Origin of the sequence: Aeromonas sp. JL9 (assembly GCF_024436075.1) — a bacterium.
GTDB classification, from domain to species: domain Bacteria; phylum Pseudomonadota; class Gammaproteobacteria; order Enterobacterales; family Aeromonadaceae; genus Aeromonas; species Aeromonas veronii.
The window spans coordinates 77,163-99,616 of sequence record NZ_JANFNV010000002.1 but is presented as its reverse complement, the minus strand read 5'-3'; the positions used below and the strand labels follow the sequence as shown (position 1 = coordinate 99,616).

The window sequence follows — 22,454 nt, the reverse complement described above, 5'->3', positions numbered from 1 at the left end:
ATGGAGAAGAAAATAGAGAGAGCAGCACAACAATGGCAAAGAATTCAACGTACTAAGCGAGCTATGCCATACCTGATGTATACCCTTGGCCCAAACATTGTACCTTGCCATCCTCAGTGGAAAGGAGTGGTGCTACCGGTTGATGACCCATGGTGGAAAACGCACTTTCCTCCCAATAGCAATGGATGCAAGTGTGGTGTTCGGCAGATTTCAAAGTATGAGTATCAAAAGTTGCTGGCATCAGGAAGTGTCAAGACACCTTCATCTGATGATGGCATCGAGCCTGGCTGGGACTTCAACCCTGGTTTGGGAAGAAACAGTGTTTAAAGCCTGTTTAAAGGCCGCTTTTCAAAATCACCAGTGATCAATTCACTCGGATTTTTTGGCCGATTTTCAGATCAGTGATCAAAACTGACCTGTTGGAGATAACGCAAAAGAAACGGGGCGCTTATTGCGCCCCTGCTTCAAACTCTTCTGCCAGCTTATCCCGTATCATCCCGAGTATCTCAGCCCGTTCAAACTCCAGCTCTCCCAGCCTTCGATACAATCCTGGTAGCGTATCCATGGCGCCGCCCTGAGTGGCCACAATGGCCTTCACAGAGCCGCCCTGCGCGTTGATTCCATCCTGCTCCCTTAGCGCCACCTCATAGCGGCACACCGCTGATTTAGAGGTTTTAACGCCTCTTTCCATCAACCAGTCTGCAAGATATTGGCTCTGGCCGTATCCGTGGCGCCTGACTTCATCATCGAACGCTTTCAGCATCTCAGGCGATAGCTGCTGTGCAAAGTTGCGCGGTTTTATCATGGTGGCCTCCTGTTAACTTAATCCCACCTTATCCCACCATGTCCGCGCAGTCCAGATCCCACTTATGCCGCAGGAATTCAACTTATTCCCGGGGTCTATGGTGGATCCTTGCAATGATCAATTCTCTAGGTTCTATACAACCTGCCAGCCCGTAGGGAAGTGCCAGCGGTAGCTGAGCGCATCCCCCTCGGGATCCCTCGCCTCGGCAGTGATGGTCAGCCACTCACCGCCGATGCCGCCAAGCTGCGCCGGTACGGTCACCACCGGAGGCTGGTTCTCAACCACGCCCTGCTCCAGCGGCCGCCCGTTGACGGTAAAGGAGAGCGCCTGCTGCGGTGGCAGCAAGCTCTGCTGTACCAGTGTCTGGCCACGGCACTGGATGGTGGCGCGGCCGGGCTCGCTGGCGGTGGGCAGGTTGATGTGGAACTTGTTCATGACGCTGCTGGCCGCTCTGTGATTGGCCAGCCTGAAGCGCTGTAGACCATCGCGGGTCTCCACCTGCAACTGGCAGTCATTGCCGGACAGGGTGTTGCTGTCATCCGGATAGGTGAAGCCGTAGGCGCCGTGCAGAGCCGGATAGATGTAGCTGCGCAGAGCTCCTTGCGGATCGTAATAGCCCACCAGGGTGGTCACCGGCACGCCGAACTGCTCGGGCTTGCGCGCAACCTTGGTATCGATGGGGGAGACCTGCACCCAGCTCAGGCCATCCGAGGTGAAGCTCTTCTTGAAGCCCCGGTTCACCACAATTTCCTTGCCGTTGATAAAAAGGCGACTGTTGTAACCGGCCCCGTGATCGATGGTCAGACTGCGCCCCCGGTTGTCCGCAGAGGCAACCGGCACCCGGATATCACGGGTCCAGCGACCATCCCACATGGCGACCCTGACCAAGCCGTAATCCGCCAGCAGGGCACTCAGCCCGGCCTCGCTCAGGGCATCCATGGGGGCATCGACCTTCTCGATCCCCTCGATTGTGTGCTGATAGGGCTCCATCCTGGCCGTCGCACTGTTCCACTTGCTAAAGCCGGTGGCCGAGTTGGCATCGAACACTGCCTTGCTCTCGAGGAAGCGCTGGATGATGGCGGCCGAATTGGGGGTATAGAGGGTGAAACGGTTGGCGCCGGAGAGAGGGCGGCCGCCCGCCATCGCATCGTGGCCAAACTTGCGGCCATCGAACGGTGGCTGGCACTGGCCATCCAGACAGGCCTCCTCATTGGTGCGGGTCGGCGAGAAGTTGGGGATGAAACGGTGTTTGTCACTGTCCCAGCCCCAGCTGGAGTTGAGTTGATCGGCACTGCGATGAACCGAGCCGCGGAAACCATCCACATAGTGGCCAAGGCCGAAGTTGTGGCCCACCTCGTGGCTGAACTCGTTGCCCAGCGAATCATCCAGCGTGACGATGCCACCGCCACCGGAACCACCGTGCACCTGAACCCCATTGGCATACTTGCCGCGACTGTTGTGCGCCGTCAGCTGGGCCACCACAAAGGGATGGCTCCCCTCCCCTTCACCGGCGCTGCTGTTGATGCCGTAGTTGGCATTGTCGATGCCGTGGGAGATAAGCTCCTTGCCGATGCGCTGACGCATGGTGCCGCCATGCCAGCCCCCTTCGCTCGGGTCAAAGTCGGTCAGCAATGTACCGTTGGGCAGCATCACCTCAGGCAGGGAGAGCGGTGCATACTGACTGACAATCATCCGGCTGGCCGGAATGGTCTGGAAGTATTCGCGATGTGCCTCCTTGTCATTGGCAAAGGCAAAGCGATCCCGTGGTGTGGTGAGCATGCCAATGTCGATGGTGTGCAGCAGCAGCTCGCCGGGGGCGCCGACCTTGATGTCACGCAGTTCACCACTGAGATTGCCCTGACGAACGGAGAGGTTCAGTCCGGGCTGGATCCACTCGGCAGGCAGCTCGCCGCTCCAGGTATCCGCAGCATAGGTGATGCGGTTGTTCTCCAGCTCCCCCTCACGGAACCACTGCCCATTGGCAAACTTGAACTGCAGGGTCTGGCCACGGGAGACGGTCACCTGTCGCTCGCCATAGAAGGCCGTCGAGTTATAACCGGCGCTGGAGCGGATCCGCACCATCTTGCCCTCCAGCTCCGGGCTCACGGGCAGGTAAATATCCCGAACCCAGCGGCCGTCGGCGGTCTGGATCTCCACCAGCGCACGACCAGTCAGCCGTTCCTTGAGGAAGGCGCCGCTCTTGTCGTTCAGTTTGGCCAAATCAGCACTGCTGCTGATGACGGCAGTGGTGCCGCTCTCCGGGATGAAGCTCACTCCCCCTTCGGGAACCCCCGCGAGGTGGTAGACAGTCTCGGGCAGCGCCGATGGCGGTGACAAGGTCAGGGCGCCAAGCAGCGTGCCACTGCCGTCACGGGCCTCCACCGTCATCGGGGTCACCCCGTCGGCCTGGAGCGGTTTCACCAGCAGCAGGCTCTTGCGCAGGCTGGTCAGGATGGGTTGGCGATCCCCCTCCTTGGGATGAGACGGCAGGATCTGGCTCTGGGCAAACTGCACGCTGGCAGCCAGGCTGCCGGTCAGATCGCTTTGCGGTGTCGTCTCATTGAATATCAGGGGCGAGGTGGTGGCAGACAAGGGGCCAGCCGCCAGGGTTGCCATGATGAGGGCAGCGATTCGGGTCACATTTGTGGTCATTGTCGGGTTCTCGTTCATATTGCTACCGGGAATGAGGGGCATGTCGCCATGCCCCGTCATCGGTGAGGAGGCCTCAGTTACAGCTTGCTGCCCCGATATCCAGCCAGACATCGTGCTTGCCCGGCTCATTGCCTTGAGTCCACCACTTGGCCTTCCACTGACGGCCGTTGTGGTTGGTGAGATCCCCGCCGTTGTAGGCAACGGCAGCGTTCCAACCCAGCTCAACCTGACTCACCAGCGCCCACTGATCGGCGGCGCGGCTCGGCTCATTACCCTGAGTCCAGTACTTGGCACGCCATACCAGCTGGTTATGGCTCACCTTGTCACCGCCGTTATAGACCTTGCTGGCCTGCCATGCGGGGACGTTGGCCGCTTCCGGATCTGTGGTGTTGCAGGAGCCACCCTCACCGCCTTCGTTGATTGGCGTGACGGTGAGACGAGTGGCCACGTTGGCGTCGAGTGCGCCATCGGAGACGGTCACAGAGAGGTCATAACCGGTTTCGACATCGACCGCCGGGCCGGTGACCACCAGGGTGGCGCTGTTCTGGCCGGTCGCCGTGATACCGGCAGGCACTTGCCATTGATAGATCAGTTCGTCGTCGTTGGGGTCGGATGCCTTGGCAGTGATGCTCACCTGCTTGCCCTCTTCCACCTTGACGCTGGCGGGCAGAGTGACCACCGGAGGCTGGTTGGGCTGCGGCGCCTTGTTGGTCACCACCACCTGATCCCTGGCGGTCAGTTGATGGTCATCGGTCACCGTCAGCTCGAACACCAGCGCGGTATCTGCGCTCACGGCATTCACATCGACCCGCACCTTGGCCTGCGTGGTATCACCCAGCACGGCTTGCGGACCGGAAACCTGCTTCCAGCTGTAGGTCAGAGAGCCTTTTTCCGGATCGTGGGAGGCTGAGCCATCCAGCGTCAGGGTAGCCGGGCCGGTCACCGCCACATCGCTGCCCGCGTTGGCGACCGGCGGCTTGTTGGCTGGCGGAGTGACCCCTTCGCCGTGGCCGAGACCTTCATGCATGGCGTTGAGGATGTCACCGTTGTCGGCATCGATCTCCCAGGAGAAGAGCCCGCCCAGCTTGTTGGCCAGCACGTATTGGCCTTTCGCCTTGACCGAGCGCTCGTCGTCATAGGTGATCAGCTCGCCGGTGGAGGGCTTGAACAGGGTGGCCGCTTCGGCAGTCTCGTCGTAGTTGTACTCCCAGCCTGCGCCCATATGGCTGTTGACGATGTGGCGATAATCCAGCACGCCATCTTCCCAGGTGCCCTTGATCTTGCCGGTGGCGGTGCCGGTGCCGGTGAAGGGATCGTTGCCCTGATATCCGCTCACCCCTTTCCAGCCGCGACCGTAGGCGGCGGCACCGATCACCAGCTTTTCCGAGTCGACCCCTTGCGCCAGCAGTTGCTGTACCGCTGCATCAGTGTTGTAGCGCTTGTTGGCCGAGCCGTTGGTGGCCTGATAGAGGTTGGCCTGATGACCCAGGGAGGTATTGCTCCAGGCACCGTTGTAGTCGTAGCTCATCACGAAGAGGTGGTCCATGTACTGCTGGGCAGCCTTGTAATCCACATCCTCAATCTTGTCGTAACCGGCCCCGATGGCGGAGGTGAGCTGATAGGTGCGACCGGTCTCGGCCTCCAGCTCGTCAAGCATGGCGCGCAGATCCTTCATGATCAGCACATAGGTTTCCCCATCTTTGGTCTTGTCCCCCAGATTGGGGTTGGCACCGTCGCCGCCCGGGAACTCATAGTCGATGTCGACACCGTCGAAGAACTTCCAGGTCTGCAGGAACTCTTTGACCGAGGCGACGAACACGTCACGCTTGGCCTTGTCATGCATGAAGAAGAAGGGGTCGGAGAGGGTCCAGCCACCGATGGAGGGGAGGATCTTCAGGTCCGGATAAGCCTGCTTGAGAGCCATCAGATTGCCGAAGTTGCCCTTGTAGGGCTCATCCCAGGCAACCAGTGACCCCTGCCCTTTTTGCAGCGCGGCCCAGGGATCGTGAATGGCGACCTGGAAATCCTTGCGCCCGGCACAGGCACGTTGCAGCGCCTGGAAGCTGCCGGCAATCTCTTTGAGGCTGTCGTTGAGGCCATCACCGCCACAGATCGGGGTGAAGCCATAGAGGATATGGGTCAGGTTCTGGGCCGGCAGCTTGTCCACGGTGAAGTTGCGATCATAGACCCCCCACTCCACATAGTAGGTGCCGACCACCTTGCCGGACTTGTTGACATAGGGTTTGTTATTCTCCTGCAGGGCAGGCTTGAGCGGCGCAAGGTGGCTGCCATCGGTATCGGCGACCACGATCTCCTTGGCATCAGACAGGGTACAGCCATCGCCGTTGCACAGCGCGACCTGCATCTGATAGCGGCCCCCCTTGTGCACCTTGAAGGTGGCGGTACCCGCGGCGGAAGAGGGACCGGACCACACCTCCTTGCCATCCAGCAGCACCTTGGCACTCTGGCCGATATCGCCGTTCCAGATATTCCAGGTGACGGCCACATCGGCGCCATCCTTCACCTTGACCAACTCGTTATAAGCGGTCGCGGACTGGTTGATTTCGACGATGGCAAACTTGGTGGGGCCCCAACCGATGGCGGGTTTGCCGGGAGCCGCCGCATAAGCGGCGGAGGAGGCGAGCAGGGTACCGACCATCATGGCCAGCAGTGCGGGTTTTGGACTTAGCATATTGCTTTCCTTTTCGTTTCGTTATGGGAAAAACGAAAGGGCAACGCAACACGACAGGTGACACAAAAACGACCACCCCTTGGCAAAGGCAGCCTGCATACTACTGTGGTGGCCCCGCTATCCTAGGTCGTCTTGACCCTTAGACCGGAAGCTTTGCGTCCCGACTTTTCAATCGGTTTGCCCTTGTCACAACGTTATTTCTGGCGATAAATAATCGCAAAATAATCGCCGATTGACTGTAGGGAAATTCTGATAAGTAAGCAAATCGGACCATTGCCAGCCCACCAGTTTCCAACCCCGACAATTACCCACTTTCAAGAAATTAATGTTTAAAAAACAGCCGGATATGCAGACATAATCTCATCACCTCCAACCAGATACCTCACATCATTTTTTTGATCTGCATCACACCAAATTGAGAAAAGTCAATGAGTAAGAACAATATGCGACAAAAGACCCATCTGTATCGCAACTAATGAATTTATAATCGCCGCTTTGCATGGCCAGCAGGTGTCTTCATGCCCAGCGAATTGCCCTCACGCACCCGGTTATCCAGATACGACAAATTTGTTCGTTTGACGATTTATGCCTTGCCACTGGCCGGGATGATCTGGCTTATCAACAGCCTCAATGGCTGGCAAAGGGCAGCGTGCAGCACAGATGCCAGCAAGCGGGGAGAGCATTAATCACTAGTTCGGAAGGGCTGCTTTGCAAGCACAAAAGAGAAGCTGGGGGAAACCGGTTGGCAGGCCCGCCAAGATTTGGCGAAGCGGGGAGAAAAAACGGGGCATGACTGGCATGCCCCGCCACCATTCAATGCTTATTTACAGCTGGCGGCCCCCACATCCTGCCAGACGTCGTGTTTGCCGGGCTCATTGCCCTTGGTCCAGTACTGCGCCTTCCACTGACGGCCGTTATGGGTGGTGAGCTCGCCACCGTTGTAGGCCACATTGGCATTCCAACCCAGTTGCACCTTGCTCACCAGCAGCCACTGATCCGCGGTGCGGCTAGGCTCGTTGCCCTGGGTCCAGTACTTGGCCTGCCACACCAGCTGGTTATGGCTCACCTTGTCGCCGCTGTTATAGGTGCTGGCCGGTTTCCAGACTGGCCAGTTGGCCGCATCCGGATCGGTCGCCGTGCAACCACCGCCGCTGCTGGCCGGTTTGACCGTCAGACGGGTTGCCGCACTGGCATCCAGCCCGCCGTCAGAGACGGTGACGCTCAGGTCATAGCCGGTGTCGCTGGTTACGCTCGGGCCGGTGACCACCAGAGTGGCGCTGTTCTGACCCGTTGCGGTGATGCCTGCCGGCACACTCCACTGATAAGTCAACGGATCACCGTTCGGATCGGAGGCTGTCGCCTTGATGGTCACCTGCTTGCCCGCCTCCACAGAGGCCGTGGCAGGTAGACTCACCACCGGCGCCAGATTGGCCTGCGGCGCCTTGTTGGTCACCACCACCTGATCCTTGGCACTCAACTGCTGGTCATCGGTCACTGTCAGCTCGAACACCAGATTGATGTCGGCAGCCACCGCATCGAGTACAACACGGGCCTTGGCCTGAGTGGCATCAAGCAAGCCAACCTGCGGGCCGGAGATCTGCTTCCAGCTGTAGCTGAGCGCGCTGTTTTCCGGATCGTGGGAGGCCGACCCATCCAGCGTCACCTCAGTCGGACCGGTCACCTTGAGGTCACTGCCCGCGTTGGCCAGCGGCGGCTTGTTGGCTGGTGGAGTCGTCCCCTCGCCGTGGCCCAGCCCCTCGTGCATGGCGTTGAGGATGTCGCCGTTGTCGGCGTCGATCTCCCAGGAGAAGAGGCCACCGAGCTTGTTGGCCAGCACATACTGCCCCTTGGCCTTGACCGAGCGATCGTTGTCATAGGTGATGAGGTCGCCAGTCGCCGCCTTGAACAGATAGGGCGCCTCGGCCACTTCGTCATAGCCCTTCTCCCAGCCCGCCCCCATCCGGTTGTTGACGATGTCGCGATAATCCACCACCCCGTCCTCCCAGGTGCCTTTCACCTTGCCGGTCGCCTTGCCGGTGAAGGGGTTGTTGCCCTGATAACCGCTCACCCCGGTCCAGCCACGGCCATACATGGCGGCACCAACCACCAGCTTGCCCGGTTCAACCCCCTGCGCCAGCAGCTGATTGACCGCCTTGTCGGTGGTGTACTTGGTAGCGGGGTCCCAACTCGCCGCATAGAGGTTGGTCTGGTGGCCCAGCTCGGTGTTGCTCCAGGCACCGTTGTAGTCGTAGGTCATCATGAAGATGTGGTCCATGTAGGACTGGGCCGCCTTGTAGTCCACATCCTGGATCTTGTCACCCCCCGCACCAATGGCCGAGGTGAGCTCATACTGGCGACCGGTCTCGGCCTCCAGCTCGTCGAGCATGGCACGCAGCTCCTTCATCAGGGCCACATAGGTGGCACCATCACTCGGGCTGCCCAGTTTCGGGTTGGCGCCCTGTCCGCCCGGGTACTCCCAGTCGATATCCACACCGTCGAAGAACTTCCAGGTCTGCAGGAACTCTTTCACCGAGCTGACAAACACATCGCGCTTGGTTTTGTCACCGAGGAAATAGAAGGGGTCGGAGAGGGTCCAACCGCCGACCGAGGGGAGGATCTTGAGGTTCGGATAGGCCTGCTTGAGCGCCATCAGGGCGCCGAAGTTGCCCTTGTAGGGCTCGTCATGGGCAGTGAGGTTGCCTTGCGGCATCTGGATGGCGGCCCAGGGATCGTGCATCGCCACCTTGAAGTCGGCCCGGCCGGCACACGCCCGTTGCAGCGCCTGGAAGCTCCCTTCGATCTCCTTGAGGCTGTCGTTGAGGCCATCCCCGCCGCAGATGGGGGTGAAACCATAGAGGATATGGGTCAGGTTCTGGGCAGGGATCTTGTCCACCGTAAACTTGCGGCCATAGACCCCCCACTCCACATAGTAAGTCCCCACCACCTTGCCGGACTTGTTGGCGTAGGGCTTGTTGTTCTCCTGCAGCGGCGCCTTGAGTGGCGCCAGATGGCTGCCGTCGGTATCGGCGACCACGATCTCCTTGGCATCGGAGAGGGTACAGCCATCGGCGTTGCACAGCGCCACCTGCATCTGGTAGCGCCCCCCTTTCTTCACCTTGAATTTGGCGCTGCCCGCCGCGGCCGAGGGGCCGGACCACACCTCCTGACCATTGAGCAGCACCTTGGCACTCTGGCCCAGATCGCCGCTCCAGAGGTTCCAGTTCACCTCCACATCGGCGGCATCCTTTACCTTGACCAGATTGTTGTAGGCAGTAGCCGCCTGATCGACTTCAACGATGGAAAACTTGGTGGGGCCCCATCCGATGGTCGGCTTGCCGGGCGCCGCAGCATAAGCGGACGAGGCGCAGCACAGACCGACCGCGAGGGCCAGCATGGTAGGCTTTGGACTCAGCATTTTTATATTTCCCTATTTCGTTATGTTGGCAACGAAAAGGGCTACGCCCTGACAGGTAACGCAGACGGCAGTGCGGCCTCTTGGCAAAGGTGCACAACAACCTGTGGTGGCCCCGCTATCTCATGTACGGCTCATCCCTGGACCGGAAGCTTTGCGTCCCGATCTCGCGATCGGTTTGCCCTTCGGTTACTTCATTTGCGATGCAAAAAATCGCATCCCGACTATAGAGTGAGCCAATCCGGTCTACCACTGTCTGCGTTCACCGACAGTGGCAAGCCAATACTATAACTGGCGGCGATTGCGCAGGAAGATGAAGAGATCTTCGCCAATAAATCTCTATTTTCGGCATTTATCCATGACCAGGGTCCACGGGATCATTGCACGGTTTTGTGAGCCGGTTCACGGCTAGCCGCCCCGGCTGTGGCTAGCGCAGCAGCAGACTGTTCATCAGGGCCCGCAGTTTGAGCGGTTTGACCGGTTTGCTGATGTAGCCATACCCCCGCTCGCGGATCTGCGCCTGCAACTCGCTCTTGCGATCGGCACTGATGATGATGCCTCCCAGTTCGTCGCCACACACCCGTTGCAGGGCAGCGAGCGCCTCCAACCCGGTCTTGCCATCGTCGAGGTGATAGTCCGAGAGCACCAGTCTCGGCACAAACCCCTCCGCCACCAGCGCCTCGGCTTCGGCCAGATCGACGGCGCAGCGCACCTCGCAGCCCCAACGGCCGAGCAGGGTGCTCATGGCGGTCAGAATGTCCCGCTCGTTGTCGATACAGAGCACAGCTACACCTTCCAGCTGGCTGTCACGCGCCACCGGCGCTGCCAGCTGATGGGCAGTGACCGGCCGGGTCGCCAGATTGAGGGTCACCGCAAAGACCGACCCCTTGCCCGGCCAGCTCTGCAATGTGAGCTGATGACCGAGCACCAGCGAGATGCCGCGGGCGATGGCGAGCCCCAGACCCAGCCCCTGCTCCTTGGCGGTGCGGGAGTGATCGAGGCGGGAGAACTCGTCGAAGATCGCCTCCTGCTTGTCTTGCGGGATGCCGGGGCCGTTATCCCACACCTCGATGCGGATCTTCTCCCCCATCCGGCGGCAACCAAGCAGCACCCTGCCGCCCGGGTTGTAGCGAAACGCATTGGTCAGGAAGTTCTGCAGCACCCGGCGCAGCAGCCGCACATCGCTGTGCACCGCGTGCTTGCTCTCCACCACCGAGAAGTGGATCCCCCCCGCCTGGGCCAGCACGCCAAACTCCGCCTTGAGGTTGTCGAGCAGATCGCGCAGGGCGAAGTCGAGCTTCTTGGCCTTGAACTTGCCCGCTTCGAGCCGCGAGATATCGAGCAGATCGGTGATGAGATCCTCGGTCGCCCCCAGCGCATCATCGATATGGCGGGCGATGCGGGCCTGCTCGCCAGCATCGGGCAACATCTCCAGCAGGGAGGAGGTAAACAGCTTGGCGGCATTAAGGGGTTGGGTCAGATCGTGGCTGACCGCCGCCAGAAAACGGCTCTTGGATTGATTGGCCCGCTCCACCTGCTGGTTGACCAGCAGCAGCTGGCGGTTGAGTTCGGAGAGCTCGCGGGTACGCTCGGCGACCCGCGCCTCCAGATGCTCGTTGGCTTCGCGCAGCACCCGTTCGGCATCACGAAACGGGGTGATGTCGGTAAAGGTCATGACGAAACCGCCTGCCGGCATGGGATTGCCCTGCATCTCGATCACCCGACCATCGGGGCGCTCCCGCGCCGAGATATGGGCACTGCCCCGTTTCATAAACGCGACCCGGCGTGCCACATGCTCCTCGATATCGCCGGGGCCGCACAGCCCCTGCAGTGCGTTGTAGCGGATGATCTCCTCGATGGGGCGCCCCGCCTGGATAAGCCCGGGCGGATAGTGGAACAGCTCGATGTAACGCCGGTTCCACGCCACCAGCTTGAGCTCCCGATCCACCACCGATATCCCCTGCCCGATATGCTCGATCGCCCCCTGCAGCAGGCCGCGGTTGAAGCGAAACACGTCGGAGGCCTCATCGACGATGGTGGCGATCTCCTCGAGCTGCATATTGCGCCCCTGCAGGGCAGAGGCAAGCACCAACCGCGCCGAGGAGGTGCCAAATACCCCCGCCAGCAGCCGCTCGGTGTGGGCAATCAGCTCGGCCGAAGCCTGCATCTGGGGCGCCAGGGTGCCGCCCCGCTCACCGGCGAAACGACCAAAGGCGCGTTTGACCCGGCTTGAACCGACAAAGCGGGCCGCCAGCATCTCCAGCTCCTTGACCGAGACCCGCGCCTGATAGAGGGCGGCGGTATCGCGGCTCGGCTTGCCGACAAAGTTGGCCGCCTGCAGCCGCTCGCTCACCGCAGGGCGCGACAGCAGGGAACCGGCCACATAGCCGAGCAGGTTGAAGAGCAGGCTCAGGAAGATGCACCAGGCCCCGAGACTCAGCTCGCGAAACGCAGGCCAGTCCGGCGGCGCCAGCAGCTCGGCCAGCGGTGAACCGGCCAACAGCCCGCTCTCCACCAGCAGGGTGACGAACCAGAGGCTCACCCCGAGGCTCAACCCAAGATAGACCCCCTTGCGATTGCCGTGACGCCAGTAGAGGCCGAGCAGCAGGGCTGGCGCAAACTGGGCCACCGCGCCAAAGGAGAGATAGCCGATGCGCGACAAGCTGGTGAGATCGCCGAGCCAGAGGTAGAGCCCCCAGGCCGCCAGCAAGATCAGCAGGATGGCGCCACGGCGCACCTGCAACAGCAGCCGCACCAGCCGCTCGTCGCGCCCCTGCCGCCAGAAGCGGCGCAGCAGCACCGGCAGCACCAGATCGTTGCTCACCATGATCGCCAGTGCGATGGTGCAGACGATCACCATGCCGGTGGCCGCCGAGGTACCGCCGAGGAACGCCAGCATCGCCATGCCATCGAAACCGAGGGCCATCGGCAGGCTGATCACATAGGTGTCGGAGGCCATGTCGGCCCCCACCCACTGCTTGCCCGCCAGCGCCAGCGGCCAGATGAAGAGCCCCATCACGAACAGGTAGAGCGGGAAGATCCAGCGCGCCCAGTGCAGGTCCTGCCCCTGATTGTTCTCCACCACAGTCACATGAAACTGGCGCGGCAGGCAGATAACAGCGCACATCGCCAGCACCGTGTAGATGGCAAGCTCCAGCAGGTTGCCGGGGCTCACCGCCACCACCTGCGCAAAGAAGTCGCGGGTCACCTGTTCGTGAGCCTCGCCCGGTTTGCTCAGGATCAGCCAGAGGGCAAAGCCCCCCACTGCGATAAAGGCCAGCAATTTGACCACCGACTCGAAGGCGATGGCCACCACCATCCCCCTGTGGTGCTCGGTGGCATCGAGATGGCGGGTGCCGAACAGAATGCTGAACAGCGCCAGCAGCAGAGTGACCCCGAGCGCCAACTCGCTGGTATTGCTGGTCGGGCTGATGCCGCCGCTGTTGACCATCAGCAGATCCAGCCCGGTGACGATGGCTTTGAGTTGCAATACCAGATAGGGGAGGATCCCCATGATGGCGATGAGGGCGATCACCATGGCAAGCCGCTGGGATTTGCCGTAACGGGCGGCGATAAAGTCGGCGATGGAGGTGATGTGCTCGCGCTTGGCCACCAGAATAAGGCGGGCCAGCAGCCGCCAGCCAAACAGAAAGACCAGCATGGGGCCGAGATAGATGGGCACCGGCGACCAGGGTGATTCACTCGCCTGCCCCACGGTGCCGAAGAAGGTCCAGGAGGTGCAGTAGACCGCCAGCGACAGGCTGTAGAGCAGCGGTTGCCCCTTGAGACGGTGCCGTTTGTGCTTGTCTGCCACGAAGGCGATCAGAAACAGCAGCCCCAGATAGGTGAGCGACAATCCGATCAGCAGCCATCCCTGGTGCATCGATAACTCCTTGTCCATGTTGAGTTTTTGTATACAACCTCGCCAGTCTAGAGAGGCAGCAGCCAAAAGTCATCCCCTTCGGGCAGATTGAAATTATCGTTTTTCAATAAGTTTTGCCTTGACTGAATATCGTAAAACGATAAACATTCGCCCATCTGCATATTGATAAACAATAAACTTCACGCCATTTCGCCAGCGGGATGGCACCCACCATGAGGTTCATGATGAGAACGACCAAACTCGAACGCCTGAGCGTTCTAATCGAGTGGCTGCTGCTGTTTACCCTGCTCGCCACCCCCACCATTACCCTGATGGAGACCTGGTCCCACCTGTTTGGCGGCAATGACCTGCTGCAAGAGGAGCTCAACCAGATCATCCACAGCAGCGGCTCGCACATTCTCAACGGCGTACCGCTGGCCAATGGTGAAACGCCGTCCCTCGACCTCTTCCCAGAGCCCCCCCTGACCATGGCCGACTATCCGCTGCGCACCGCCAACCGGCTGCTCGGCACCCTGGTGCAGTTGCTGCCGGATCTGGTCTTTATGCTGATGCTGTGGCAACTGCGCCAACTGTTTCGCGGCTACCGCCACGGCCTGCTCTTCACCTTCGAGCAGATCCGCCGCTACCGGCAGATCGGAGTGCTGCTCTGCGTCTCCTTCCTCGTCGAGTTGATCCAGACCCCCTTGCTCGATACCGTCCTCACCATGAGCGGACCCGAGATACATGGCTCCGTCTCCATCAGCTCATCAGATTTCCGGCTACTGCTGGCGGGACTGATCGTACTGGCGCTGGCACTGGTCATGCGCGAGGCCAAACTGCTGGCCGACGAACAGCAACTGACAGTGTGAGGATCCTATGCCTATCATCATCCGGCTCGATGCCCTGCTGGCCGAGCGCAAGATGACCGCCCGCGAGCTGGCCCAGCGCATCAACATCACCGAGGCCAACCTCTCGATCCTCAAGAATGGCCACGCCAAGGCGGTGCGCTTCTCCACCCTGGAGGCCATCTGCCGTGAACTTAAATGTCAGCCCGGCGATCTGCTGGGCTACGAGCAGGAGCGCTAACCCCCTTATGAGTCGTCATATCACCCTGTTTGCCCTGTGGCTGCTGCCACTGTGGGCCTGCGCCGCCGATGACGCGAGCGGCCCCCGCTACCTTATCGAGCAGGGCGCCAGCGCCAATGTGCTGCAAGTGCGCCTCACCATGCAGGGCGAGCCACCCTTTACCCTGCTCCCCGCCCGCCAGTTGCCTGGCAGTACCGCGCCGGTTTCACCTGCGCTGGTCTGCCTTGCAGACAACCAGCCGGTTGCCCTCAACCAGCCCTTCTCTTGCAAAGAGATCGGCTGGCAGATCACGCTCACAACGGCTCCGACTGTGGGTGCTGATGCCTCGGCCCAACAGTCGCTGTTGTTTGCCCCCAACCAGTGGCTATTGACCGAATGGGGCAATCTGGTGCGCCAGCTTGGGAGCCGCCGAGGGGAGGTCTGTCTACGGGATGGTAGTTGCCAATCGCTGCCAGATGTCAACCAGCCGCCGCTGATCCTGCCGTTTGGTCTGCAAACTGTGCCCGTCACCAAGCCGGAGCCGCGGCTGGTGCTGAGCCATGACGAGACCGCTAACCAGCTCGATCTGCCGGCCTTGCAGCAGCAACTGAATGAGATCATCGACTATCTGGCCTTCCAGCTCGATGTGGCTCCACCCACTCACCCGTGGCAACTGGTGTGGCTGGGGCGGGATGTGGCGACCCGCTCCCTCGGCGGCGCCGCCGGAGATCAGGTGTTTGTCGCCAACTACCCCACCATGAATGGCAAACCGACGCCACAGGCCCCCTTGCGCTTGCTACGCACTTCGGCCCACGAGGCGGTACACATCCTCAGCGCTCGCCGCTCCGAGCAGCAACCCACCTGGGTCAACGAGAGCCTCGCCGAGTACCTCGCCATCAAGGCGCTGCGCCGCTTTCGGCTGCATCAGGTCACGGCGGTCAACGAGCTGGCCGAGCGAGGCAAACAGCTGCCCCATAGCGAGAGCGGCCTCTATCGGGCAGCTCGCGAGGTGCTGGCGGGCGATCGCTCCTACTACCCGCTCTTTTACGTCAAGGGGAGCGCCTTCTGGGAGGCTCTGGAGCGGGAGCTGCAGCACAATGACGTGACGCTGGCGCAACTGCTGCCCCAACTGGGCTGGCTGCCGGATGGCCGCTTTGATGCCGCTTCTAATGAGCTGATTGCAGGCACCATCGGCTCGGATACCTGGCGTCACCTCAGCCGCCACTATCTTGGCGAGCAGCAGTAGCGCCGCAAACCGCAGCAACGAAAAAGGGAGAGCCGTGGCTCTCCCTTTTGTTAGGTGAAATAGACAAATATCAGGCTGGAGCACTCTCCTGCGCAGACGGCGCAAAGGGGCGCAGCCGCAGGAAGAAGACCGGCAAGACCACCAGCACCATCAGGAAGAAGATGCCACCGCCGAGAGGCTCGAACAGCACGCCGCAGAGCGCCATCAGGGCCGCCACCGTCATGCCGAGGCCAAGGGCCGCATAGAGCGCCTGAGTCGGGATCAACTGCTCGGCGGGCAGCTGGCGAGTCATGAAACGCACAGCCCCGAGATGACTCATGCCAAAGGTGACCGAGTGGAGCAACTGCCCCAGCACCAGTACCCACAACTCGGTCGAGGCCCCCAGCAATACCCAGCGCACCACACAACCGATGGCACCGGCGATAAAGAGACTCTGGGCGCCAAAGCGTTGCAGGAAACGCTTGTCGGCGGCGAACATGCAGATCTCGGCCACCACCCCGAGCGCCCAGAGATAGCCGATGATGGTGCCGCTATACCCTTGCGCCTTCCAGTAGATGGCGCTAAAACCGTAATAGGCGGCGTGGCTCCCCTGCAGCAACGCCGTCAGCAACAGGAAACGGCGCACCGGAGAGCTGCGCAGAGTCGCCAGCAAAGAGGCCTTGGCCCGCTCGCCCTGACTATCCTGTGGCGCCGGATAAAGCGGCAGCCAGCTGAGCAGCAGCATCAGCACCAGCCCCGCCACCATGGTGTGCAAAATCCAGTCGCTACCGAAGTTGCCCACCAGCGCCCCCACCAGGGTAGAGGCAACGATAAAGGCAAAGGAGCCGCACAGTCGCACCTTGCCGTAGTCGAGGTGAGCCTGCACCACCATGCGGGTCGCCAGCGCCTCCCCCACCGGCATCAGGGTCGGATAGATAAAGTTCGCCAGCAGGGTCAAGCCCACCAGCCACCAGAGGTTATGACTGAGATAGAAGCCGAGAAACGCCAGCAAACTGAGCAGGGAGAGCAACCGGGTAACCGGCAACAGATGGCCCGCCCCCTTGATCTGCCCCATCACCATCAGGTTGCCGGCAAAGCGGATCGCCATCCCAGCCCCCAGCAAGAGACCAATCATCTCGGCGCTGACGCCCACCCCCTCCAGCCAGAGCGACCAGAACGGCAAGTAAGCGCCGTAGACAAAATAGAAGGCGCCGAAAAAGAGCGCTAACCAGGAAAACGCGGGCATAGATCCTCTGCAACCGGATGACGGGAGCAGAATGATAACCCATCCTCCCCCGCAGATCCCGATGGAAACCCCGCGAAGAAAACGAAAAAACTTCAATAAAATTGAACTATTACCGAAGAGGTGGGGTCTACCTGGTAACACCTCCTCCTGGTTAGTGTTGCAATCCTTCCACCCGCCCATGGCGGGTTTCTTTTTTGCTGAATGAATATAGTCAGGTCAGACCGATGCGCAGCATGGTCAGCAATATCCTCGCAGGGGTGAGGAGAGCATTTATCACCTGATTTATACCATGCCATTGATCGCGGCGGGCGGAGAAAACATCTCGCATCTCCATTTTGCGACAGGGTCGAGGGTTATTTGCGGTCGGATCGTTATGATCGAGTAAAGATTCAATAGCACCCCAATCAGTAGAGGAGACTGCATTATGCCATCGATCAAGACTCTGCTCTGTCCAGTCGATTTTTCCCAAATGTCTCGCGCGGTACTCGACTATGCCGTTTTCATGGCACAGAGCCATCAGGCCCAGCTCAAGCTGATCCACGTGGTTGATCAACTGCACGGTTTTGACAGTTACAAGATCCTTCATATGACGGCCATCGAGATCACTCACGAGATGGAGCGTCAGGCCAGAACTCAGCTCAAAGAGCTGGTTGCCACCCTGCCGATCCCGGCCACCTTTGATATTCGCTTTGGCCGCGCCGCCGATGAAATTGTCATTCAGGCCAAGGAGGATGAGGTTGAGCTGATCGTTATGGGTAGCCACGGCCGCTCCGGTATCAGCCATCTGCTGGTAGGCAGTGTCGCCGAGTCTGTGGTGCGTCATGCACCCTGTCCGGTACTGGTGGTGCGCCAATAACGCGCCACGTTTAGTGTGAAAAGCGTAACAAACAAGGCCAGCGATTGCTGGCCTTGCGTTTTCTGGTGTTGTGCCCGCTAGCCGTGAGCGTAGATGACACTCCCTCCCTTGATGGTATCTATGATGGCCCTGGCCTGCTCTTTGGGCAGGGCGGGGCAACCCCAGCTGCGGCCCAGCTTGTCATATTTGCGCAGATGGGTCGGGCTGGCATAGGCGGCGCCATGTACCACGATGGCACGCTTGCGGGCATTGCTGTTCTTGCCGGGGCTGAGCCCGTCCAGCCGCAGGGAGTAGCCATGCTTGCCCAGATAGGTTTCTGCGGTGCGATAGACGCCGAGGGAACTTTGGCGGGAGTTGAGCTGGTTGGAAAAGCGCTCTGCGGCCAGTTCACCTGAGTTGCGGCCATGGCTGACCCAGGTGTGATAGAGCAGCTTGTGGCGCTTCATATCGATGACAAACAGTCTGCGCTGGGTGGATGGCTTGCTGTAATCGATGATGGTGAGAATGGGTTTGCGTTTGTGGCGCACGGTTTGATAACTGTTGAGTGCCTGACGAAAGGTCTGTTTATCCAGCTTGCCGGCCAGACCCAGTTGACGATAGAGGCTCTGATCCCAGCTGGCATCTGCCGTACTGCTCCAGATGAGCGATATCAACAGCAGTGGCAACAGCAGCCATCCGCGTTGCCAGTCTATGTTCCCGCGCGCTTGTCTCATCCGTGAATATCTCCTTGTCAGTCCCTGTCAACGACGCGGATATTGCCATCAATCCGCTCGATAGTTATATGCAAGGTGCTGAAAAGGCGCAATAAAAAACCGGCCGCAGAGCGGCCGGAAGTAATTCAAACAGTAGACATTGGTATCACAGGGTATAACTGACTTCCAATTACTTAGAAGTTGTACTGCAGGGCAACCGCGACTACGTCGTCGGTATTTTTGCCCAGAGAGTTGGTGGACTTGCCATCTACGGAGTCCAGCAGGTTCAGCTTGTAATCAACATAGGCGTTGAAGTTCTCGGTGAAGTTGTACCAGGCACCGATAGATACGTACTCGGTGTAGGTATCATCGATACCGCGAGCGGAGTCTTTCACGTCAGTGCGCAGGTAGGCCAGAGAAGGCTTGAACTTGCCGATGGTGTACTGGGCAACGGCTTCGTAGCCATCCATCTTCTCGGCGTAACCGTTGTTGACGAACAGGTGGTCTTCACCGTGGGAGTAGGTTGCAGCCAGGTAGAGGTCGCCAGTTGCATATTTGGCACCAAAGCCCATCAGCTTGGCATCCTTGTCGCCACCGAAGGCGGCATAGCGAGCTTGCTCGTCGGTCTTGCCAGCCTGGTTATAGGCAGCACCCAGGCTCAGGCCCATATCGAAATCGTAGTTGGCAGATACTGCGAAGCCTTCAGCAGAACCTTTGCTATTCCAGCTTTCGCCGTTGTAGGTGTTGCCGTTGAAAGATTCAGTGATTGCACTGCGACCGGCGTTTTGCGGATCGTTGTTACCGGTGAACTGGGCACCCAGAGTCAGACCCTGATAGGTGTAGATGTACTGGGCCAGACCGTTGGTACGGCCGGTGCCGAATACTTCGGTATCTTTGCCCAGGCCGTCACCGCCCCACTCAGGCAGAACGTCGGTATAGTTGTTGACGGCCTTGGTGAACAGGCCATCTTGACGACCATAGCTGAATGCGCCGAAACGGTCGTGCTTGATGCCGGCATAGGCATAACGCAGCTCGTCGTTGTCAGAACCGGAAGTCGGCAGGTTGTACTCGGCAAAGCCGAATGCCTTCATCTCGGGAGCAATCTTGGTCTCGCCAGCAACGTGCAGACGGAAGTAGCTCTGGTCACCTTCGGAACCGTTGTCGTCAGTACCGTAGTAAGCACCTTGTGCACGGCCACCGATATCCAGCTTGGTATCGTTCTGGTTGTAAACGGTAGCAGCATGGGCGCCGCTCGCCAGCAGCAGGCTGGAGATGGCAATAGTCAGTGCAGACTTCTTCATATGCGTTATTCCTCTGATGTAAACACTTCCGAACTTGTTGTCGGTTCTGTGAAATCGGAAATAGTCCGATAGCCACACGGTAGGCGTCCCAACCTTGACTGGGCCTGAATCCATCGTTGTTTAATTGAGGTGACGAGGTCGTTATCAAGACTGGGTGTGACGGTTTTTGACAAGATAAAAAGAGATTAAATTCAATGAATTATTTTCTAGTGACTTTTTTGACATCAAGGCTGTTCTGAGCAACAAGGTCGATGGCTCAAGTTGTGAGCTAGATCACGGAGGGGAGAATGGGTCGGGGAAAACGGGGCGGGAGCCTTGCAAGGCCCCCACCAGTGATCAGATGGGCTTTTGCCACAGGGTCAGCAGCAGATCCTGTTCCAGTTCATTCGGGCCCTGTTGAGCGAAAGCGTGACGCTGCTCACCGGTTGCCCGCCAGCCAAGACGGCTGGTCTCCAGAATAAAGCTGCGCATGGCCTGATCCATGGTGAGGCTGAACTGGCAGCGCTGTTGAGCCATCGGATTGAGGCCGCCGAGGGTTGGCCAGCTGAGGGGGTGTTCCATGCTTACCGGATTGAGGCTGACCCGCAGTTGCCACTGATGGCGCGGGCCCGGCTGCAGATAGAGCAGATAGCCACCGGGGGCCAGCCAGCTGACAAGCTGTTCGGTCTTGACCTTGAGATCGTTGACCAACAGCACCTGAGCAGAACCCGGTTGCAACGGCGCGCGAGCGGGATCGGCAATGACAAACTGGCCGTCCGGCTGCGCTTTTTTGGCGGCAAAGATGGTGTTCTTGGCGATATCAACCCCAGCAAACTGCCAGCCGGGCAGGCGCTCTGCCAGCGCGCGGCAGTAGTAGCCTTCACCGCACCCAAGATGAATCAGCTCTTGTGGGGCCAGCGGAGCGAGCAGGCCGGCCATGGTCTCAACCAGCGGCAGTTGGTGGCCGGCTTCCAGGAAATGGTGCTTGGCGCGCATCAGGGCGCGGCTGTCGCTGTCTTTGGGATTTTTCTTGCCGGGGATGAGATCCAGATAACCTTCCGGTGCCGGATCGAAGTGATGCTTGTTGTCGCAATAGCGCCCCTGGGAGGCTTCATGAAGATGGAGCGGACTGCGGCAACGGGGACATTGAAGATGCATAGTAACTCTCTGGGCGAATGCCGGAACAGTGAAGGGCGTTCGGGATTATAGGGGAGAGGATCAAAAAAGGCTGCCGTAGCAGCCTTTTTTATCCCAAGGCCTCAGTCAGGCCTGCGGACGGGTCATCAGCGAGTGCCAAATACCACAATGGTCTTGCCGTGAGCAGAGATGAGCTCCTGCTCTTCCAGCATCTTCAGGATGCGGCCCACGGTTTCACGGGAGCAGCCGACGATCTGGCCGATCTCCTGACGGGTGATCTTGATCTGCATGCCATCCGGGTGGGTCATGGCATCCGGCTGTTTGGCCAGGTTAAGCAGGGTCTGGGCGATCCGGCCGGTCACATCCAGGAAGGCGAGGTTACCCACTTTCTGGCTGGTGTGCTGCAGGCGCTTGGCCATCTGGCCAGAAAGACGCATCAGAATGTCCGGGTTGACCTGGATCAGCTGGCGGAACTTCTTGTAGGAGATCTCTGCCACTTCGCAAGAGCCTTTCGCGCGAACCCAGGCGGAGCGCTCGGGATTCTCGTTCTCCTCGAACATCCCCATCTCGCCCAGGAAATCGCCCTGGTTCAGATAGGAGAGGATCATCTCTTTGCCCTCATCGTCCTTGATCAAGACGGCCACAGTGCCCTTGACGATGTAGTAGAGGGTCTCCGCTTTTTCACCCGCATGGATCAGGGTGCTCTTGGCGGGATACTTATGAATGTGGCAGTGCGACAAGAACCATTCCAGGGTGGGATCGCTTTGCGGTTTGCCAATGACCATGAGAATTCCTCTGTAGTGTCTTTTTATGGACTTGTGCGTCCGGGCAAGCTGCCAATCTTGCCATTCCTTGTATTGGTCGCAGTAGGATAAGAGCCTTTGCCTGTGCTGACAAGGCTTTGCGGGCTTTTGACAGAGCCCTTTGAGTAATGCCTGCTGCGCCGCTTCGGCCATTCTAGGGAAGATAGAGGTCGGAGATGTTGATTTTGATCTATTTCCATCCCAACTCCCCCTGTTCGGCAGAGATAAGCGACTGGGTTATGCTAGGGATCCATCATCATGATTAACAGGAGAGAGTGCGAGATGAAAGCCAAGGTCAGCTGGGTGGAAGGGATGAAGTTTGTGGGTGAGAGTGAATCCGGTCACAAAGTGATCCTGGATGGTGCCAACCCCGGTGAGGGGGCAAGCCCGATGGAGATGATCCTGCTGGCGGTCGGTGGCTGCAGCTCTATCGATGTGGTCTCTATCCTCGAAAAAGCGCGCCAGTCGGTGACCGCCTGTTATGTTGATGTCAGTGGCGAACGGGTCGATAGCGTGCCCCGGGTTTTCGAGAAGATTAATCTGCACTTCGTGGTGACAGGCAAGGGATTGGCGGAGAAGCAGGTGGCCAGAGCGGTCGATCTGTCGATGGAAAAATACTGTTCTGTTTCCCTGATGTTGGAAAAAGCGGTACAAATTACCCATAGTTATCAAATTGTTGAAGCTTGATAACGATAGTTTCGTTGGTACCCTGGCATAAGGCCGTTAC

At 59.5% G+C, this 22,454-nt stretch carries 16 protein-coding genes and 2 riboswitches; of the genes, 6 read left to right on the top strand and 10 right to left on the bottom strand.

Annotated features, from left to right (window positions below; genetic code table 11):
* Window positions 1-327 carry a hypothetical protein gene (locus NOM06_RS02370; protein WP_255909604.1) on the top strand — a complete coding sequence of 109 codons (327 nt, stop codon included), beginning with the start codon at window positions 1-3 and terminating at the stop codon, window positions 325-327.
* Window positions 328-448: 121 nt separating this feature from the next.
* Here the strand turns inward: NOM06_RS02370 and NOM06_RS02365 are convergent, their stop codons facing one another.
* The 5 genes from NOM06_RS02365 to NOM06_RS02345 all read right to left on the bottom strand — a co-directional run bounded on the left by NOM06_RS02365 (window position 449) and on the right by NOM06_RS02345 (window position 13,444).
* The gene (locus tag NOM06_RS02365; RefSeq protein ID WP_255909602.1) at window positions 449-805 is read right to left on the bottom strand and encodes a hypothetical protein; all 357 of its coding nucleotides are present in this window, start codon (window positions 803-805) and stop codon (window positions 449-451) included.
* 132 nt (window positions 806-937) lie between these two features.
* Window positions 938-3,457 carry a M66 family metalloprotease gene (locus NOM06_RS02360; RefSeq protein ID WP_255909600.1) on the bottom strand — a complete coding sequence of 840 codons (2,520 nt, stop codon included), beginning with the start codon at window positions 3,455-3,457 and terminating at the stop codon, window positions 938-940.
* Between the two features lie 73 nt (window positions 3,458-3,530).
* Entirely contained in the window at window positions 3,531-6,149 is a 2,619-nt protein-coding gene (locus NOM06_RS02355; RefSeq protein ID WP_255909599.1) for a glycosyl hydrolase family 18 protein, read from the bottom strand.
* 104 nt (window positions 6,150-6,253) lie between these two features.
* A riboswitch (cyclic di-GMP riboswitch) is annotated at window positions 6,254-6,341 on the bottom strand.
* A gap of 628 nt (window positions 6,342-6,969) precedes the next feature.
* Window positions 6,970-9,564: a glycosyl hydrolase family 18 protein gene (locus NOM06_RS02350; protein ID WP_255909597.1), complete on the bottom strand. Its 2,595-nt coding sequence runs from the start codon at window positions 9,562-9,564 to the stop codon at window positions 6,970-6,972.
* Between the two features lie 102 nt (window positions 9,565-9,666).
* Window positions 9,667-9,754: riboswitch (cyclic di-GMP riboswitch) on the bottom strand.
* Between the two features lie 234 nt (window positions 9,755-9,988).
* Window positions 9,989-13,444, bottom strand: coding sequence for a PAS domain-containing hybrid sensor histidine kinase/response regulator (locus tag NOM06_RS02345; protein WP_255909595.1), 3,456 nt, complete (start codon window positions 13,442-13,444; stop codon window positions 9,989-9,991).
* Between the two features lie 224 nt (window positions 13,445-13,668).
* Here NOM06_RS02345 and NOM06_RS02340 point away from each other — a divergent pair, with 224 nt between their 5' ends.
* Genes NOM06_RS02340 through NOM06_RS02330 form a run of 3 tightly spaced genes read left to right on the top strand, consistent with a single transcriptional unit; the run spans window position 13,669 to window position 15,734 of the window.
* On the top strand, window positions 13,669-14,292 hold the full coding sequence (locus NOM06_RS02340; protein ID WP_201983915.1) for a DUF2975 domain-containing protein: 624 nt from the start codon (window positions 13,669-13,671) through the stop codon (window positions 14,290-14,292).
* 7 nt (window positions 14,293-14,299) lie between these two features.
* The gene (locus tag NOM06_RS02335) at window positions 14,300-14,509 is read left to right on the top strand and encodes a helix-turn-helix transcriptional regulator (protein WP_108612585.1); all 210 of its coding nucleotides are present in this window, start codon (window positions 14,300-14,302) and stop codon (window positions 14,507-14,509) included.
* A 7-nt stretch (window positions 14,510-14,516) separates the two neighbouring features.
* Window positions 14,517-15,734 (top strand): hypothetical protein, encoded by a 1,218-nt coding sequence (locus tag NOM06_RS02330; protein WP_255909569.1) that lies wholly within the window; start codon window positions 14,517-14,519, stop codon window positions 15,732-15,734.
* Window positions 15,735-15,804: 70 nt separating this feature from the next.
* On the opposite strand, the gene NOM06_RS02325 is transcribed toward NOM06_RS02330, so the two are convergent.
* Complete coding sequence (locus NOM06_RS02325) at window positions 15,805-16,959, bottom strand: 3-phenylpropionate MFS transporter (protein WP_255909567.1); 1,155 nt, start codon at window positions 16,957-16,959, stop codon at window positions 15,805-15,807.
* A 424-nt stretch (window positions 16,960-17,383) separates the two neighbouring features.
* Here NOM06_RS02325 and NOM06_RS02320 point away from each other — a divergent pair, with 424 nt between their 5' ends.
* The gene (locus NOM06_RS02320) at window positions 17,384-17,815 is read left to right on the top strand and encodes a universal stress protein (protein WP_005335309.1); all 432 of its coding nucleotides are present in this window, start codon (window positions 17,384-17,386) and stop codon (window positions 17,813-17,815) included.
* A 77-nt stretch (window positions 17,816-17,892) separates the two neighbouring features.
* Here NOM06_RS02320 and NOM06_RS02315 read toward each other — a convergent pair whose 3' ends face one another.
* The 4 genes from NOM06_RS02315 to crp form a co-directional block, all read right to left on the bottom strand.
* The gene (locus NOM06_RS02315) at window positions 17,893-18,528 is read right to left on the bottom strand and encodes a murein L,D-transpeptidase catalytic domain family protein (protein WP_108613185.1); all 636 of its coding nucleotides are present in this window, start codon (window positions 18,526-18,528) and stop codon (window positions 17,893-17,895) included.
* A gap of 173 nt (window positions 18,529-18,701) precedes the next feature.
* Window positions 18,702-19,808 (bottom strand): porin, encoded by a 1,107-nt coding sequence (locus NOM06_RS02310; protein ID WP_139428688.1) that lies wholly within the window; start codon window positions 19,806-19,808, stop codon window positions 18,702-18,704.
* 336 nt (window positions 19,809-20,144) lie between these two features.
* Entirely contained in the window at window positions 20,145-20,945 is an 801-nt protein-coding gene (locus NOM06_RS02305; protein WP_255909557.1) for a putative RNA methyltransferase, read from the bottom strand.
* A 125-nt stretch (window positions 20,946-21,070) separates the two neighbouring features.
* Entirely contained in the window at window positions 21,071-21,709 is a 639-nt protein-coding gene (gene crp, locus NOM06_RS02300; protein WP_005335304.1) for a cAMP-activated global transcriptional regulator CRP, read from the bottom strand.
* Between the two features lie 300 nt (window positions 21,710-22,009).
* Between crp and NOM06_RS02295 the strand changes: the two genes are divergently transcribed.
* A complete protein-coding gene (locus NOM06_RS02295; protein ID WP_069526485.1) occupies window positions 22,010-22,414 on the top strand; it encodes an OsmC family protein in 405 nt (134 codons plus the stop codon).
* The last annotated feature ends 40 nt before the right edge of the window (window positions 22,415-22,454 follow it).